Source organism: Bradyrhizobium sp. STM 3566 (assembly GCF_045571445.1).
In the GTDB taxonomy this organism is placed as follows: Bacteria; Pseudomonadota; Alphaproteobacteria; order Rhizobiales; family Xanthobacteraceae; genus Bradyrhizobium; species Bradyrhizobium vignae.
The window spans coordinates 2,557,310-2,574,383 of sequence record NZ_CP120692.1 but is presented as its reverse complement, the minus strand read 5'-3'; the positions used below and the strand labels follow the sequence as shown (position 1 = coordinate 2,574,383).

Below are 17,074 nucleotides of genomic sequence, written 5' to 3'. Positions count from 1 at the left end.
TGTTGAGCCGGCAAGGAGCGTGGCCACGAAAAAGGCCCCGTCCGATGCCGGCGGGGCCTGGTGGAAAAGATGTCGTCGTCGAATTCCTAGCGCACGACTCCTTCCACGGCCCAGCCGAAGCGGGTCATGTGGTTGAAGTTGACTTTGCGCGAGCATTTAATCATGGGGCGCTGTTAGCACGACAATCGCACAAAATCAAGAGATGTGCGGAGGTCGACTGCATCCTGGAGGCGAGCACCCTGCTCGCCTAAAGCGCGATGAGATTTGGATGAATCGTCATCGCGCTTTAGCTTGTTGTTTATGCATGATCTTTCCGGAAAACCGCTTCGCACTTTTCCGGATCATGCTTTAGCCGCGCACCAGCGAGACCAGCCAGCTGCGGCCGAACAGAGCGAGCATCGCGAGCGCATAGACGATCGTGCCGCCGACGGCGAGCAGGAGCAGCGTCACTTCGTCCCGGAAGGGCATCGTGCCCAGCCAAGAACCGCTGAAGCGTGCGATCAGCCAGAACGCGGCGGCGAGAATGATTCCGGTCAGCAGGAATTTGCCGAGCGACATCAGCCAGGCGCGGTCCAGAACGAGAAAGCCGCGCCGCACGGCGAAGAACAGCACCAGCAAGAGATTGGTCCAGACGCCGACGGCGGTTGCCAGCGCGAGGCCAATCTGGGCCAGCGATCCCATCAAGGCGACCTTCAGCGCGACGTTGACGACAATGCCCGTAAGCGAGGCGCGGACCGGCGTTGCGGTGTCCTTGCGGGCATAGAAGGTCGCGACCGCACTGCGGATCAGCACGAAGGGGATCAGGCCGATGGCATAGGCCGCGAGCGTGGCGCCGGCGGCCGCGGCATCGGCCTTGGAGAACGCGCCGCGGGCGAACAGCGCGCGCATGATCGCGTCGGGCACGGTGATGAAGGCCGCGACGAACGGCACCGAGAACAGCAGCGTGAAATCGAAAGCGCGGCGCTGCGCCTTCATCGCGCCATCATGGTCGTTGGCGGTGATGCGCCGCGACATTTCCGGCAGCAGCACCGTGCCGATGGCGATGCCGATGACACCGATCGGCAGCTGATTGAGTCGGTCGGCATAATAGAGCGCCGACAGCGCGCCGGCGGGCAGGAAGGTCGCGATGATGGTGTCGGCGAACAGCGCGACCTGCGTGCCCATCGAGCCCAGCGTCGCAGGTCCCAGCGCTTTGAAAAAGCCGCGCACGTCTTCGTCGAGTTTCAAGGGCGCAAAGCGCGGCAGGCCGCCATGCCGCGCGAGATCGCCGGCGAGCAGGAAATATTGCAGGAAGCCGGAGATCAGGACTCCCCATGCGGCGGCATGGCCCGCGGTTGGAAACCAGACGGCAACCGCCAGCGTCGTCATCATCGCGACATTGAGGAAGATCGAGGCCGCCGCGGCGCTGGCAAAGCGCTGCATCACGTTGAGCATGCCGCCATAGAGCGTGACCAACGTGATCAACAGGAGATAGGGAAAGGTGATCCGGGTCAGCTCGATCGCGAGCTTACGCTGCTCGGCATCCTCACTGAAGCCGGGCGCCAAAATGCTCATGGCCTGCGGCATGAACAGCCAGGCGAGAATCAGCAGCACCACCTGCGAGGCCAAGAGCAGCGTGAAGATGCGGTCGGCGAACAAGTGTGCCGCCGCCTCGCCCCTCTCGCCATGGACATGGGCATAGGCCGGCACCCAGGCGGCGTTGAAGGCGCCCTCGGCGAAGATCGCGCGGAAATGATTGGGCAGCCGCAGCGCCACGAAGAAGGCGTCGGCCACCGGACCGGCGCCGAGGATCGCCGCGAGCATGATGTCGCGGGCAAATCCCGTCAGCCGCGAGAGCAGCGTGTAACCACCGACCGTGAAGATGCGTCCGAGCATGCGGACTCTTCTAGAGGCTTATCGGGCAGCCGATAAGGCTTTGAAGTCCGATGTGATCAAAAAAGACGGCTGCTCGGGGCTGATCACCTCACCCGTAGGGAGAGGTGAAGAAATCAGCCCGCGAGCGCGCCGCGGACAGCGGCGATGATTCGCTCCTGGTCGGCTTCGGTCAAATAGGCGTGCATCGGCAGGCTGATGACGTCCTGCGACAGGCTCTCACAAGCAGGCAGGCCGCCCTCGGCGACCGGGTAGTGCTTGTAGGCGGTCTGCTGATGCATCGACTTGCCGTAATAGATCGCGGTCGGCACGCCCTGGGTCTTCAGCGCGGCGGCAAAGCCGTCGCGGTCGGTGCCTTTGGGCAGGCGGATCGTGTACTGCGCCCAGACCGAGGTGTTGCCGGGCGCAAGGCGCGGCACGGTGACAACGTTGGACAGGCCGCGCGCATAGCGTTCCGCAACCCGGTTGCGGGCGGCGATCTCGTCGTCGAAGATCTTCAGCTTCTCGATCAGGACAGCGGCCTGCATGGTGTCGAGCCGGCCGGTCAGGCCAAGGCGGACGTTGTCGTATTTGTCGACGCCCTGCCCGTGCACGCGGATGCTGCGCAGCTTGGCTGCGAGCTCGTCGTCATCGGTGAAGATGGCGCCGCCGTCGCCGAAGCAGCCGAGCGGCTTGGCCGGGAAGAAGCTGGTCGCGGTGGCATGCGACAGCGTGCCGAGCTTGCGGCCCTTGTAGCTCGCGCCAAAGCCTTGCGCGGCGTCGTCGAGCACGAACAGGCCTTCGGCGCTGGCGATCTCGGCAATGGCGTCGTGATCGGCGGGCTGGCCGAACAGGTCGACCGGAATCACCGCAACCGGCTTGAGGCCGGCTTTCCGGGCGGTCGCGATGCCGCGCTTGAGCGACTCCGGGCTCATGTTGAATGTGGCTTCGTCGACATCGACATAGACAGGTGTCGCGCCGGTCCGCGCCACCGGCGAGGCGGTCGCGATGAAGGTGAAGGACGGACACAGCACGGCATCGCCGGGTCCGACATTCTTGGCCATCATCACCATCAGGATCGCGTCGGTACCGCTGGCGCAGCCGATGACATGCTTGGCGCCTGAGTAGGCCGCGAGCTGCTTCTCGAGCTCGAAAACCTCGGGACCATTGACGAACTGGCAGTGGTCCATCACCCGCTTGACGGCGGCATCGAGCGAGGCGCCGAGCCGGCGACGCTGCGAGGCGACGTCGATGAAGGGAATGGGTTCGGAACGCAGATGCTGGTTCATGACGTCTTCTTGAGTGGTCGACATGGAGAAGAGAGATCAGCCGGCGACGCGGCGCGGAGCCTTGCGGGCGGGCGCCGCGGCGGCGGGGCGCGACGGTGTTTCCAGGCACTGCGTCGCGATCTCGAGGCTGGCGACGCCTTCGTCGCCGGTCACTGCCGGCGTCTCGCCGTTACGCACCGCCTTCAAGAACGCGAGCAGCTCGGCGCGGAGCGGCTCATCATGGCCGACCGGCAGGTGCCGCATCGAGTAGCTGCCATCCGGCTTGAAGCCGAAGCACTCGGTGACCTGGCGCGTGAGCAGATCGCCCATCACGTATTTGTCGCGCGTGGCGACCGTGACGCTGCGCGCCTTGAACGGTGTCAGCCAGTTGGTGTTGATGTGGGCAAGCACGCCGCTCTCGGTGCGGAACTGCAACAGCGCGATGTCCTCGCGCTCGGCGACCGCGCTCGACAATTGCGGCTGCACCTCGACGATGTCGGATTCGGTGAACCAGCGGATCAGGTCGATGTCGTGCACGGCAAGGTCGATGACGACGCCGACATTGGACATCCGCGGCGGGAACGGGCCGACGCGGGTGATCGCGATGGAGAGAATGTCCTCGCCTGCGATCGCCTGCTTGACGGCGGCGACCGCCGGGTTGAAACGCTCGACATGGCCGATCATCAGCGTCACGCCGGCTTTTTGCGCGGCGGCGACGATCTCGCGCCCCTCCTCCACCGTCGACGCGATCGGCTTCTCGACCAGCACGTGGATGTTCTTGGCGATGCAGGCGAGCGCGACCTCGTGATGTAAATGGGTCGGCGCCGCGACGGTGACGGCATCGACGCCCTCGGCGAAGAGCTGGTCGAGCGTCTCGAAGCTTGCGCAATTGGCAAGTTCCGTGGCCCGCGCGCGATGCGCCGGCGAGGGATCGACGACGCCGACGAGGCTGACGCCGGGAAGACCGCTGAGCACGCGCGCATGGTTGCTGCCCATCACACCGGCACCAATGACGCCGACGCGCAAGCCGGCCTTTACCGGTGCAGACCCTTTGGAACTCATCTGAGCAAACCCCGATTCAACCCAAATCCCCGGGCCGCTTCTAGCACGGACGCCACATTTGTGGCGAATGCCGCCCCCGCGGGCCGGGACACGATTTGATTCAAAAAGTTACACGTTCCCCGGGCCTTAAGCCGAAAAAGATACCGCTTCTCGGCCCGGGTCGCGTGATTCGGAGTTTGCTGGTTACGACCTTTGATAGTCGTCTTCAATCCGGATGATGTCGTCTTCCCCGAGATAAGAGCCGGTCTGGACCTCGATCAGTTCCAGCTGGATCTTGCCGGGATTCTCCATCCGGTGGACGGCGCCCATCGGGATGTAGATCGACTCGTTCTCATGCACCGTCTTCACGGTTTCGTCGACGGTGACCTGGGCCGTGCCGCGCACCACGATCCAATGCTCGGCGCGATGGTGATGCTTCTGCAGCGACAGCCGTCCGCCCGGCTTCACCACGATGCGCTTGACCTGGTGGCGCTCGCCATTGTCGACGGACTGATAGCTGCCCCAGGGCCGGTGCACCTTCAGATGCTCCTCGGTCACCTTCGGCGCGACCGCCTTCAGCTTCGTCACCAGACGCTTCAGTCCGTTGGCATCCTTCTGGCGCGAGACCAGAACCGCGTCCGCGGTCGCGACCACGACGAGATCGTCGACGCCTTCGAGCGCGACCAGCGCGGAATCCGTCGTGACGTTGCAGTTGCGGGAGTCCTCGAACACGGCGGTGCCGTGCGCCGCATTGCCCAGCGCGTCCTTCTCCGAGAGCTCCCACACCGCATGCCAGGAGCCGACGTCGGACCAGCCGCACGACACCGGCACCACGGCGGCGCGCGAGGTCTTCTCCATCACCGCGTAATCGATCGAGATCGCCTTCGCCGCGCCGAACGCCTCGGGCTCGAGCGTGACGAAGCCAAGATCGCGGCCGGCATTGTTGACGGCGCCGGTGACGGCCTCGACGCTTGCCGCATCGACCCTGCGATATTCGTCGAGCAGCACAGCGGCCGGGAACATGAAGTTGCCGCTGTTCCAGAGATAGCCGGAATTGACGTAATCGGATGCCTTCACCGCGTCCGGCTTCTCGACGAAGCGCGCCACCGCATGCACCTCGCCGGAGATCGCCTCGCCCGGATTGATGTAGCCGTATTCGGTCGCCGGCCGCTCCGGCTTGACGCCGAAGGTGACGATGCGACCGGCGCTCGCAGCCGTGAGGCCTTCGCGGCACGCCGCGACGAAGGCGGCATTGTCCTGCACCACGTGGTCGGCGGCGAGCGCGAGCACGATCGCTTCACTGGCGCGGTTCTGCGCGAACACCGCGCCGGCGGCGATCGCGGGGCCGGAATCGCGCCGCATCGGCTCGAGGATCACGTCCGCCTCGATGCCGATCTCGGCGAGCTGCTCCAGCACCATGAAGCGGTAGGCCGCATTGGTGATGACAACAGGACGATCGAACAGCGAGGGATCGGACACGCGCAGCAGCGTGTCCTGGAAGGTCGAGCGTGTGCCGAACAGCGGCAGGAATTGCTTGGGCCGCACCTCGCGCGAAGCGGGCCACAGCCGCGTGCCGGCACCGCCGCACATGATCAGGGGGATTATGCGTTTGTCCATCGTGATCTCAAACCTTGAAGTAGTCCCGATACCAGGTGACGAAATTATGGACCCCATGCTCGATCGGCGTTGACGGTGCAAAGCCGGTGTCGCGCATCAAATCCTCGACATCCGCGAACGTTTCCAGCACATCTCCCGGCTGCATCGGCAGCAATTCTTTGATCGCCGTCCGGCCCAGCTCCCGCTCCAGAAGACCGACGACGTGCATCAGTTCCTCCGGATGGTGATTGCCGACATTGTAGAGCTTAAACGGCGCATTTGCGGCAGCCGGATCGTCCGCAGGCACGAGATCGATCAGCTTGGATACGACCCGGGTCACATCATCGATATAGGTGAAGTCCCGGCGCATCCTTCCATGGTTAAAGAGCCGGATGGGCTTGCCGGCCATGATGGCGTTCACGAACAGAAACATGGCCATGTCGGGCCGGCCCCACGGCCCGTAAATGGTAAAGAAGCGCAGCCCCGTGACCGGCAGGCGATAGAGATGGCTGTAGGACTGCGCCATCACCTCGTTCGCCTTCTTCGTCGCTGCATAGAAGCTCACGGGATGATCGGTACGGTCCGCGACCGCAAATGGCAGTTTTGTGTTGGCTCCGTAAACGGAGGATGACGAGGCGTAGACGAGATGACGACAGTCGTTGTTGCGGCAGCCCTCCAGCACGTTGAGAAAGCCCACGAGATTGGAATCGACGTAAGTCTGCGGCTGCTCGATCGAGTAGCGCACACCCGCTTGCGCCGCGAGATGCACGACTTTGGCAAAACGATGTTGCGCAAACAGCGCCGCCATCGTCTCGCGGTCGGCGAGGTCGGCCTCGACGAAGGAGAAGCCGGGTGCATCCCTGAGCAGCGCAAGGCGCGCTTTCTTCAGCGCCGGATCGTAATAGCTGTTGAGATTGTCGAGCCCGACGACGGCGCGGCCTTCGCCCAGGAGCTGCCGGGCGACATGAAAGCCGATGAAGCCGGCCGCGCCGGTAACCAAAATCGCCTGATCTGTCATCCTGTTCCCTAGGATCCGTGCCGACCCTGTTTAGCCGCCACGTTGACGGGGTCGCAATAGGCTCGCCGCTCCTGACGAGGACTCCTCGCAGCGTCCTTAACGACGGCTATTGCAAGATCGGCGCCAAAACCATACCAAAGCGGCCGAATTCGGCGCCTCGCGTCGGGTTGCCTCAAATCTTCGCAAACCCTGTCCATGCGGGCGAGATGCGCCGAATCCTGTTGTCGACGGCCAAAATCCTGATCTCCGCGGCGCTGCTCTATCTGGCGCTGCGCAAGATCGACCTGTCCGAACTGTTTTCGCGCTTCACCGTGACCAGCCTGTTCTGGATCGGCGTCGCGATCGCGGTCACGTTCCTGCAGATCTTCATCGGCGCGCTGCGCTGGCGCGAGATCAGCGCCGTCTGCAGCGCGCCGCTCGAGCTCGGCCGCGCCATGCGCTACAACGTGATCGGCTCGTTCTTCAACCAGACGCTGCCGTCGGCGATTGGCGGCGACGCGGTCCGGCTGTGGCTGGTCGCGCGCGCCGGCGCCGGCTGGCGTGCGGCGACCTACTCGATCTTCGTCGACCGCGCGATCGGCCTCATCGCACTCGCGATCGTGATCGTCGCAAGCCTGCCCTGGAGCTACACCCTCATCACCGATCCACACGGGCGCTCCGCGCTGCTGCTCGTCGATCTCCTCGCGCTCGCCGGCGGTGTCGGCTTCCTGATCTTCGGCGCGCTGAAATGGCGCTGGCTGAAGACCTGGTGGGGGACCCATCACATTCACGCCTGTGCCGTGATCGCCAATCGCGTCATCTTCAGCCGTACACGCGGGCCGATCATCGCAATCCTGTCGATCCTCGTCCACGTGCTCGCCGTCGTCATCGCCTGGTGTGTCGTGCAGTCGATTGCGGCCCCGGTTCGCTTCAGCGACGTCTTTCTGCTCGTGCCGCCGGTGATGCTGATCACGATGATGCCGATCTCGATCGCCGGCTGGGGCGTGCGTGAGGCCACGATGGGCCTTGCGTTCGGCTTCGCCGGGCTTGCCGCCAATGAAGGTGTCAACGTCTCGCTGCTGTTCGGCGCCGTGTTCTTCATTGTCGGCGCATTCGGCGGCCTCGTCTGGATCCTCAGCGCGGAGAAAGCCGCGCAAGGATCGGCCCCGATCGGAGTGCCGGAGTGAGCTCGGCCGCCGATGCGCCCACCGGCGCGCTCGTGCTGCTTGCCGTTGCGCTCGCCGCGCTGATCTCGGCGCTCGTCACCTGGACCAGCCGCCCGCTGCTCCAGCGCTACGCGCTGGCCCGGCCGAACGCGCGGTCCTCGCATCGCATCCCGACCCCGCAGGGAGCGGGCATCGCCGTGATCGCCGCGACGCTGATCGTCGCCTCGCTCTGGGGGGCCACGACCAATGTCGCGATCCCGCCGGCGCTCGTCGCCGCGACGGTCGTGATCGCATTGGTCGGCTTCGCCGACGACATCGTATCGCTGCCGGTGCTGGTGCGGCTGGTGCTGCAGGCTGCCTGCGTCGGCGCAGTGGTGTTCACCGCGCCCGAGACCGCGCGCATCGCGCCGGCGCTGCCGCTTCCGCTGGAGCGCGGCCTCATCGTCCTTGCCGGTGTCTGGTTCGTGAACCTCGTCAACTTCATGGACGGGCTCGACCTGATGACGGTGGCGGAAGTCGTGCCGGTCACCGCCGCGCTGCTGCTGCTGGGAATGCTCGGGGATCTCTCATGGCCGGCCGTGCTGATCGCCGCCGCGCTGTGCGGCGCCACGCTCGGCTTTGCGCCGTTCAACCGTCCCGTCGCAAAAGTCTTCCTGGGCGATGTCGGCAGCCTGCCGATCGGCCTCTTGCTCGGCTGGTGCCTGCTGGAGCTCGCGTTTCGCGGACAGACGGCCGCGGCGCTGCTGCTGCCGGCCTATTACCTCGCCGATTCCACCATCACGCTATTTCGACGCATCGCGCGGCGCGAGCCGTTCTGGTCGGCGCACCGCACGCATTTCTACCAGCGCGCCACTGACAACGGCTTCACGGTGCGGCAGGTGATCTGTGAGGTCTTCCTGGTCAACCTCGTCCTGGTAGGGCTCGCCATCCTCACCATCCGCGCCGCCGCGCCGGCGATCACCACGTTCGCAGTCGTTGCCGGCGCGCTCGCGGTCGCATTCGTGCTGCGCCGCTTCTCCCGGCCTCAGCGCTGCTGATCCGGCACCGCCAGGCGCAATCCCTCCTCGAGGGTGACCTGCGGCTGCCAGCCGGTTGCGATCGCCTTCGAGATGTCGAGCTCGAGCGAGCCGATCAGGCCGTCATGCATATCCTGGCGCCCCGTCACGCGGAGAACCGCGCTGAGCAGGCTTGGCGGTATGCCGAACAGCCGGGCGCTCTTGCCGGAAGCTCTCGCCAGGCACCTGACGAATTCAGGCGTCGAGACCTGCTCCCGGTCGGCCAGCAGGAAGATCTCGAATTTGCTCGCGGGGTCGGAATGGCCGAGCCGGTGCAGGATGAACGACGACAGGTTCTGCACGGAAAGAAAGTTGCGGCGATTGCGGATCGCGCCAAACGGCAGCGGCAGCCCCCGCCTGACCGCACGCATCAGCAGCGCAAAATTTCCCTTGGCGCCCGCACCATAGATCAGCGGCGGCCTGATCACCGAGATTCTCATGTCGCTGTCGTGCGCCAGCGCACTCAAGCCCGCTTCGGCCGCCGTCTTGGACGTGGCGTACAGGCCGCGCGGGGTCGGGACATCGCTCTCGCGGAACGGCGCACGACCGTCATTGCTGCGGCCATGCACCAGAACGGTGCTGATGAAGATGAAATGGCGCACGCCGGCGACGGCTGCGCAGCGCGCCAGACGCAGTGTGCCCTCGACATTGACGTTGCGGTAGAGCTCGACCGCGCCCTCGTCGTTCTTGTGATGCACGCGCGCGGCGAGATGGATGACGGCGTCAACGCCTTCGAGCGCGGCCTGCCAGTCGGTCTCCGGGCCGACCGACGCGATCACGACCTCTCCGTCCGTGCCTTCCGGGCGGCGCACGGTGCGGCGAATCGACCAGCCCTCGCGTGTCAGCGCGCACACGACATGACGGCCGATGAAGCCACTCGCTCCCGTCACCAGCGCGACCGGCTTTGTCTCGCTCATTGTTGCTCCGACAGAAGAGCTTTGCGCAACAATCCGTCGATCGGCACGATCACGCCGCGGTCGACCCGAATTCGGGAACGGCATCCTTCAGGATGGTTCTGATGGTCGTGCGGTCGTCGCGCGCGATCGCCTGCTCCAGCGCCGCGATCCATTTGCGCAGCGTCTGCATCGGCGGTTCGTTCGGCTGCGCGGCCATGATCCCGGCGACGCCGATTTCGCGGGTCGGTTCCTCCGACGCGAACAGGATCTCGTGCAGGCGTTCGCCCGGCCGCATGCCGGTGAACACGATCTCGATGTCGTAGCCGGGCTCGAGGCCGGAGAGGCGGATCATGCGCTCGGCGAGATCGACGATCTTCACCGGCTGTCCCATGTTGAGCACGTAGACCGAGACATCCGGCCGCGCCGGTCCGAGCGCGTGCGTCGCCGCCGTGATGACGAGATCGCAAGCCTCGCGAATGGTCATGAAGTAACGGACCATTTCGGGATGGGTAACGGTGACGGGGCCGCCGGCCTCGATCTGGGCCTTGAACTTCGGCACGACCGAGCCGTTCGAGGCCAGCACGTTGCCGAAGCGGACCGAGATGAGCCGCATCGGCGGCTTGACGCCACCGCTGGCCGCAAGATCGTGGTCGAGCGCCTGGCAATACATCTCGGCGAAGCGCTTGGTCAGACCGAGCATCGATACCGGCTCGATCGCCTTGTCGGTCGAGATCATCACCATCGCTTCCGCGCCGGCGGCAAGCGCCGCATCGGCGACGTTGATGGAGCCGAAGATGTTGGTCTTGACCCCCTCGCTCCAGTCACGCTCGAGGATCGGCACGTGCTTGAGAGCCGCGGCATGGAACACGATGTCCGGCCTGAATTCGGCCATCAGGCGCGTGATGCGCTCGCGGTCGCGGATGTCGGCGATCCGCCCTTCGATCGTAGCGCCGGAGGCGCGCGCAGCGAGCGTCTCGGTGACTGCGTAGAGCGCCGGCTCGGAATTCTCCAAGATCAGCAGACGCGCCGCGCCAAAGGCGACGACGCGCTCGCAGATCTCGGATCCGATCGAGCCGCCGCCCCCGGTGACGATCACCGCCTTGCCCTTGATCAGCGCTTCCAGGCGCGCATAGTCGATCTTCTCGCTCGGCCGCAACAGGAGGTCCTCGACGGCAACCGCGGTGAGCCGCGGCACCTCGCCGCTCTCCAGCGAGGGCATGCGGCTCACGATCACACCTAGCTTGCGTGCCCGCATCAGGATCGATTCCGGATGGGCTTCCGGCTCGAACGCCGACGGTGTCATCACGATACGGGCGATCGCCTTGTTGCGCTTGGCAAAATCGGCAATGACGTCTTCGATGTCATCGATGCCGCCCAGCACCGGCACGTTGCGGATGAGCTGGCCCAGATCGGCGCGCGAGGGCGACAATATGCCGACCGGCCAGATCCGCTTGATCGCCCCACTCTCGATCCCGCGCAGCAGCACCTCCGCATCCGCGGTGCGGCCGATCAGCAGCGACGGCGCGGCGCCATCGGTCCGCGCATGACGCCGCACCCGCGTATAGCGGAAATAGCGATACGCCATGCGCAGCGCGCTGAGGAACGAGATCTCCAGGAACCAATAGAGGACGATCGTCACCTTGCCGAGGAAGAAAGCGCCACGGACATTGGGGGCGACGAAGATATAGTCGAGCACGAGCAGGCCGACCGTCAGCACGGTCGCCGCGCGAATGATGTTCAGCGCGTCCGGCAGTGAGATGAAGCGCCATTTCGTCGTGGTCAGGTTCAGGACGAAGAACACGACCACGCTGAAGGCGAGGAAATAGGGCAGAATCTGGAACAGCAGCGGCAAGCGTTCGAAGAACCCTTCGCCGCCCTCGAAGCGCAGATAGAAGGCGGCAAAAAGCGCTGCCGTGGTCGCCAGCAGGTCGTGGAGCGCAATCAGGAAATTGCGCGAGGTGAGATGCGAAAGACGCGTCATCCGCCGACCGATGAAAACCCAGTTAGATGCAACCTGACCGCGCTGATAGCTCATCTGGACAAGACTTGCCAGCCGCGCGACCGCTCAGGAACCGGCTTCCCTCATCTTCGCCTCGACCTGTTGTGCTCGGATCACCATGCCGCCGGCGACGCCGACCCCGATGACGTACATCCAGCCCTCATGGAAGTCGAACAGATGGGAATTGAACAGCGAGGTGAAGACGTTCTGCACCACGACCAGGAGCCCGATCCAGTTGGCAAGCCCGTCGCCGCGAAACAAGCGCAGATGCAATATCCAGATCGCGTAGAGAATGGCGATGCCGATCACGCCCCATTGCACGGCAACGTTCAGCGTCTGATTATGCGGGTTGCCGATCACCTCGGCAGATGCCTGGTACTGACCGGCGGGCGTCGCGACGCGTTCGAACAATCCGCGGGTCGAGCCGGTGCCGTGCCCTTTGATCGGCGCCTCCGCGAAGAAGCCGAGCGACTTGCGCCAGAATTCGAGCCGCAGGCCCGCCGAGGTCGGTTCGCCCTTTTCCATGTAGCGCGTGTAGTCGTCGGAAAACCTCTCGGCGGTATGGCGCAAATACGGCGAGGCCTGCCAGGAGAGAACGGCGCCGACGAGCAACGCGGCGGAGATGAGCGCGATACTGCGCCATCTGAGGTGAAGCAGCGCGAACACGCCGAACATGATCGGAATGGTGACGAGCGCGGTGCGTGAAACCACCACGAACGCCATGTTGATGAAGAAGGTCAGCGCCAGTGCCGTCAGCAGCCCGGCGAACCAGTAGCGCTTCTCGCGCAGCAGCATCACGATCGGATAGGCGAGCGCGACGGCGCAGAGGGCGAATTCCTGGCTCTGGTCGATGTAGTTCTTGACGAAAATGCCGCGCTCCATGGGGTCGGTCTTGAGCGCGAGGTTCGGATAGAAGGCAACCAGCCAGGACATCACCGACAACAGGGCGCAGGACACCAGGAAGGCTACGAAGACCCACTGGCTGCGCGGCGAACGCTCGAAATGATAGAGCAGGACGGGCAGCACGAGCAGCTTGACGGTCGGATTGACCGCATAGAAGCGCGCGCCCCAGGCCGCATCCGACCACAGCGTTCCAACCAGCGCGAGCAGCACCAGCGCGATCGGCGCCGCACAGATCGGACGCTTCAGCGATTGCAGGAAGGCGCCGAAGTCGAGGAACGGCACCACGCAGAGCAGCATCAGCGCGTTGAAGATTCCCGCAAGCGACGTCGACCAGGGCAGCGAGGCCGCGGTCAGGATCGCAAACAGATCGACTGTGTCGCGCCAGGCCGCCGGGCTGCGCAGGCGTCGCCGCAACATATGGCCGGGGGTCTCCCGGGCGAGTACCGTCACTTGTCCCCTCCCCGCGCGCGATGAACCAGCGCCGTCGTGCTGAAGCCCTGGAGAATGTCGACCAGCACGACCGTTCCGCCCGCGGCTTCGACCAGCTCGTGGCCGACAACCTGCTCGCGGGTGTAGTCGCCGCCCTTCACCAGCACGCCGGGCTTGATCCTGGTGATCAGGTCGATCGGCGTGTCTTCCGCGAAGATGACGACGAGATCGACGGCTTCCAGCGCGGCGAGCACCTCGGCACGCGCGCGCTCGTCCTGCACCGGACGATCGGCGCCCTTCAGCCGCCGCACCGAAGCGTCGCTGTTGAGCCCCACGATCAGCCGATCACAGGCGGCACGCGCCGCCGTCAGCACCTTGACGTGACCGGGATGGAGGATGTCGAAACAGCCATTGGTGAAGCCGACGCGCTGCCCTTGCCTCCTCCACTCGGCGAGCTGCGCATCGAGCGCGGCCGGATCGAGCACGATCTTCTCCTCCGCCGCGAGAGTGGCATGCGGCAGGATCTTTCGTCGCAGCTCGGCCGCGCTCACGCTGGCGGTGCCCTGCTTGCCGACGGCGACGGCGGCGGCGGCATTGGCCACGCGCAGCGCCGTGTCCCAGTCCGCGCCGGCCGCAAGCGACACCGCAAGCGCAGCGGCGACGGTGTCACCTGCGCCGGAGACGTCGCGCACCTTCACCGGGAAAGCCGGAACGTGAACGGCCCCGCCCTGCCGCGGCACCAGCGTCATGCCGTGCTCGCCCTGCGTCACCAGGATCGCGTCGCAATCGGCGAGCCGCATCACATCCTCGCTGGCCTCGACGATGCTCTGCACCGTCTCGGCGCGGCTGCGGGTCGCTTCCGAAAATTCCCTGCGGTTGGGGGTGAGCAGCGTAGCGCCGCGATAGATCGCCCAGTTCAGGCTCTTGGGATCGACGATCACGCGCTTGCCGAGCTTTCGCGCGGCATCGATGGTGTGGCGGATCACGCGCGCCGTCAGCACGCCCTTGGCGTAATCCGAGAGCAGCACGATATCGGCGCGCGCGATCTGCGGCAGGATGGCGTCGATCAATTTCGTTTCGACGTCATCGGACGCAGGCAGCGCCTGCTCCCAATCCGCGCGCAGCATGTGCGTCGAAAAATGCTCGGAGACGAAACGGACTTTGCGCGTGGTCGGCCGCGAGGGGTCGCACACCAGCACGCTTTCGATGCCGGCTTGATCATCGATCGCCGCCTTGAGCCGCTTGCCCGCATCGTCCTCGCCGACGAGGCCGACGAAGATACAGCGCGCGCCGAGCGAAGCGACGTTGCGCGCGACGTTGCCGGCGCCACCGACGTGGATCTCGCTGCGCTGGGCGGCGATCACGGGCGCCGGCGCTTCCGGCGAGATCCGCGACACCTCGCCATAGACGAACTCATCCAGCATGATGTCGCCGATGCACAGCACCGTGCGGCCTGAGATGGCTTGCGCGAGGGCATCGAAATCGAGAATGGGCGTCGGCATGGTCTGAAGGGCCTCAACGAAAGCGATCGGGCCGGTCGAGATAATCCCCGACATAGGCCTTCACCGCGTCCTCGAGCATCGTGAAGCCGCCGTTATAGCCGGCGCGGAGCAGACGATCGACCTCGCTCTGGGTGAAATACTGGTAGCTGTCGCGAATCTGCTCGGGCATGTCGATGTATTCGATGTTGGACCTGGTGCCGAGCGCCGCATAGGCAGCCAGCATGACGTCCTTGAAGCTGCGCGCCTTGCCGGTGCCGACGTTGAACAGGCCGGACACCGACGGCGTCGCGAGCAGCCACAGGACGACGCGCACCACGTCGTCGACATAGATGAAATCGCGGCGCTGGTCGCCGTCCGCGATGCCCTCGCGATGCGACTTGAACAGCTGCACGACGCGGCCCGCCCTGACGTCGTCGAAGCGCCGCGCCAGCACGCTCATCATCGAGCCCTTGTGATACTCGTTCGGGCCGAACACGTTGAAGAATTTCAGGCCGGCCCATTGCGGCGGCAGCCGATCGCCGCGCGCGACGCGCTCGGCGACGGAGAGATCGAACAGGTGCTTGCTCCAGCCGTAGAGATTCATCGGCCGCAATTTCTTCAACGCCGGCAGCGAGGCGTCGTCGTCGAAGCCTGCCGTGCCGTCGCCATAGGTCGCCGCCGAGGACGCGTAGATGAACGGCACCGCGTTCATCGTGCACCAGTCCAGAAGGCGCATCGACAGGCGGAAGTTGGTCTCGATGACGAGGTCGCCGTCGATCGCGGTGGTCGCGGAAATCGCCCCGAGATGGATCATGGCCTCCAACTTGCGGCCCTTCAGCCAGCCCTCCAGCTCGGCCGGGGGAACGATATCCACAAGCTGCCGCTTGGCCAGGTTGCGCCACTTGCCCTCGGTGCCGAGCAGGTCGCAGACCACGACGTCGCTGCGACCGGCCTCGTTCAGCGCGGCCACGACATTCGATCCGATAAAACCGGCCCCGCCGGTCACCAGCAACATTCCACCTACCTGCCCGATTTTTCTTAAGGTCCGACCCTGCCGTAGCGCATCATCCGCCAAAGTGTAAGCATTTTGGGCAGCCGCTTTTGCACTCGCGCTCTGCCTGCTTTACGTCCCGCCCCGGAGCGGCTAACCGAACCGCCACATCAGCTCGCCTTCGGACCTATTAACGAATGAACAGAGATTCGCAACTTAGCGGACATGCAGATCGGGACGATACGCGCCCGATCCTGATCATTCCCTACATGTGGATCGGCGATTTCGTCCGGAATCACACCGTTGTGCGGGTCCTGAAGGAGCGGTGGCCGAACCGGCCGGTCGATCTGCTGACCACATCCCTGTGCGCGCCGCTGATCGATTACATGCCAGGCGTCCGGCAGGGGATCGTCTGGGACCTTCCGCGCAGCCGGCTGGCCGTGGGCCGGCAGTTCGGTCTGGCAAAACTGCTTCGAAAGCGGAACTACGGCACCGCCCTGGTGCTGCCCCGGACCTGGAAGGCGGCTATCGCGCCGACGCTGGCCGGCATCCCCGAACGAGTCGGCTTCGTCGGCGAGTTCCGCTTCGGGCTGATCAATCGGTGGCGCTGGGGCGAGAAGAAGCTGCCCCGCTTCATCGACAAGAACGCCGCCCTCGCCCAGCCCGACGGCACCCCCTTGCCGGCGGAATGGCCGGTGCCGCAACTGCGCGTCCCGGCTGAAGAGATCGTCCGCTGGCGCCAGGCCAATGGCCTCAGCGCCGGCGCCGCGGTGGCGCTCGCCCCAGGCTCGGTCGGCGTCTCAAAGCGCTGGACCTACTATCCCGAGGCCGCCCGCCTGCTGGTCGAGCGCGGGCTCGAGGTCTGGGTGGTCGGCGGCCCCGCCGAAAAGAGCCTTGCCCAGGAGATCGTCGCCGCGGGCGGCCCCAAGGTGCGGGACCTCACCGGCAACGATCTGCGCAACGGCGTCCTCGCCATGGCGGCGGCGGGCGTTGCGATCTCCAACGATTCCGGCCTGATGCACATCGCCGCCGCGCTCGGCACGCCCACCATGGGCATCTTCGGCCCGACCAGCCCCTACCTCTGGGCCCCGCTGAACGGCCTCGCGGCAACGGTGGTGCAGGACAAGAGCGCGCTCGCCTGCCAGCCCTGCCAGAGCACGATCTGCAAGATGAACGACCACCGCTGCATGCGGGATATCGCAGCGAGCGAGGTGGTGGGGATTGCGCAGAGGGTGCTGGGTGAGGCGGGGGCGAAGGTTACGACCTGAGACGATCGGGGCTCGCGCCGATGATGGCATCCTGCCACTGTTTTGCCCGACGAGTCAAAGCGCTGTTCGAAAAAACCGTAGTCGATCTGACTGTCCGCCAAGTTCTTGATTTTGCTGGCCCCGGCTACTGTGC

Annotated in this window: 13 protein-coding genes; 3 read left to right on the top strand and 10 right to left on the bottom strand. The window is 65.3% G+C overall.

The features are described 5' to 3' along the window. Positions 1-348 precede the first annotated feature (348 nt). From murJ to P6U27_RS12155, 5 genes are all read right to left on the bottom strand, one after another. Positions 349-1,875, bottom strand: a complete 1,527-nt coding sequence (murJ, locus tag P6U27_RS12175) for a murein biosynthesis integral membrane protein MurJ (RefSeq protein WP_407194115.1) — start codon at positions 1,873-1,875, stop codon at positions 349-351. A 113-nt stretch (positions 1,876-1,988) separates the two neighbouring features. Further along, positions 1,989-3,140 carry a DegT/DnrJ/EryC1/StrS family aminotransferase gene (locus P6U27_RS12170; protein WP_407194114.1) on the bottom strand — a complete coding sequence of 384 codons (1,152 nt, stop codon included), beginning with the start codon at positions 3,138-3,140 and terminating at the stop codon, positions 1,989-1,991. Positions 3,141-3,176: 36 nt separating this feature from the next. Continuing rightward, complete coding sequence (locus tag P6U27_RS12165; protein WP_122402364.1) at positions 3,177-4,181, bottom strand: Gfo/Idh/MocA family protein; 1,005 nt, start codon at positions 4,179-4,181, stop codon at positions 3,177-3,179. Positions 4,182-4,364: 183 nt separating this feature from the next. After that, positions 4,365-5,777, bottom strand: a complete 1,413-nt coding sequence (locus P6U27_RS12160) for a mannose-1-phosphate guanylyltransferase/mannose-6-phosphate isomerase (protein WP_407194113.1) — start codon at positions 5,775-5,777, stop codon at positions 4,365-4,367. A gap of 7 nt (positions 5,778-5,784) precedes the next feature. Continuing rightward, positions 5,785-6,774 (bottom strand): SDR family NAD(P)-dependent oxidoreductase, encoded by a 990-nt coding sequence (locus P6U27_RS12155; RefSeq protein ID WP_407194112.1) that lies wholly within the window; start codon positions 6,772-6,774, stop codon positions 5,785-5,787. Positions 6,775-6,980: 206 nt separating this feature from the next. Between P6U27_RS12155 and P6U27_RS12150 the strand changes: the two genes are divergently transcribed. Both P6U27_RS12150 and P6U27_RS12145 read left to right on the top strand, forming a co-directional pair. Continuing rightward, on the top strand, positions 6,981-7,940 hold the full coding sequence (locus P6U27_RS12150; RefSeq protein WP_407119686.1) for a lysylphosphatidylglycerol synthase transmembrane domain-containing protein: 960 nt from the start codon (positions 6,981-6,983) through the stop codon (positions 7,938-7,940). Continuing rightward, positions 7,937-8,956: an MraY family glycosyltransferase gene (locus tag P6U27_RS12145; RefSeq protein WP_407194111.1), complete on the top strand. Its 1,020-nt coding sequence runs from the start codon at positions 7,937-7,939 to the stop codon at positions 8,954-8,956. The genes P6U27_RS12150 and P6U27_RS12145 overlap by 4 nt, the downstream gene beginning before the upstream one ends. Here P6U27_RS12145 and P6U27_RS12140 read toward each other — a convergent pair. From P6U27_RS12140 to rfaD, 5 genes are all read right to left on the bottom strand, one after another. Beyond that, positions 8,944-9,891: an NAD-dependent epimerase/dehydratase family protein gene (locus P6U27_RS12140; RefSeq protein ID WP_407194110.1), complete on the bottom strand. Its 948-nt coding sequence runs from the start codon at positions 9,889-9,891 to the stop codon at positions 8,944-8,946. The genes P6U27_RS12145 and P6U27_RS12140 overlap by 13 nt on opposite strands. A gap of 49 nt (positions 9,892-9,940) precedes the next feature. Beyond that, complete coding sequence (locus tag P6U27_RS12135; protein WP_407194109.1) at positions 9,941-11,851, bottom strand: SDR family NAD(P)-dependent oxidoreductase; 1,911 nt, start codon at positions 11,849-11,851, stop codon at positions 9,941-9,943. Between the two features lie 84 nt (positions 11,852-11,935). Next, the gene (locus tag P6U27_RS12130; RefSeq protein WP_407194108.1) at positions 11,936-13,222 is read right to left on the bottom strand and encodes an O-antigen ligase family protein; all 1,287 of its coding nucleotides are present in this window, start codon (positions 13,220-13,222) and stop codon (positions 11,936-11,938) included. Further along, positions 13,219-14,703: a D-glycero-beta-D-manno-heptose-7-phosphate kinase gene (gene rfaE1 / locus P6U27_RS12125; RefSeq protein ID WP_407194442.1), complete on the bottom strand. Its 1,485-nt coding sequence runs from the start codon at positions 14,701-14,703 to the stop codon at positions 13,219-13,221. The genes P6U27_RS12130 and rfaE1 overlap by 4 nt, the downstream gene beginning before the upstream one ends. A 13-nt stretch (positions 14,704-14,716) precedes the next feature. Then, positions 14,717-15,697 carry an ADP-glyceromanno-heptose 6-epimerase gene (gene rfaD / locus P6U27_RS12120; RefSeq protein ID WP_407194107.1) on the bottom strand — a complete coding sequence of 327 codons (981 nt, stop codon included), beginning with the start codon at positions 15,695-15,697 and terminating at the stop codon, positions 14,717-14,719. Between the two features lie 173 nt (positions 15,698-15,870). Here rfaD and waaF point away from each other — a divergent pair, with 173 nt between their 5' ends. Next, a complete protein-coding gene (waaF, locus tag P6U27_RS12115) occupies positions 15,871-16,941 on the top strand; it encodes a lipopolysaccharide heptosyltransferase II (RefSeq protein ID WP_407194106.1) in 1,071 nt (356 codons plus the stop codon). Positions 16,942-17,074: the final 133 nt, after the last annotated feature.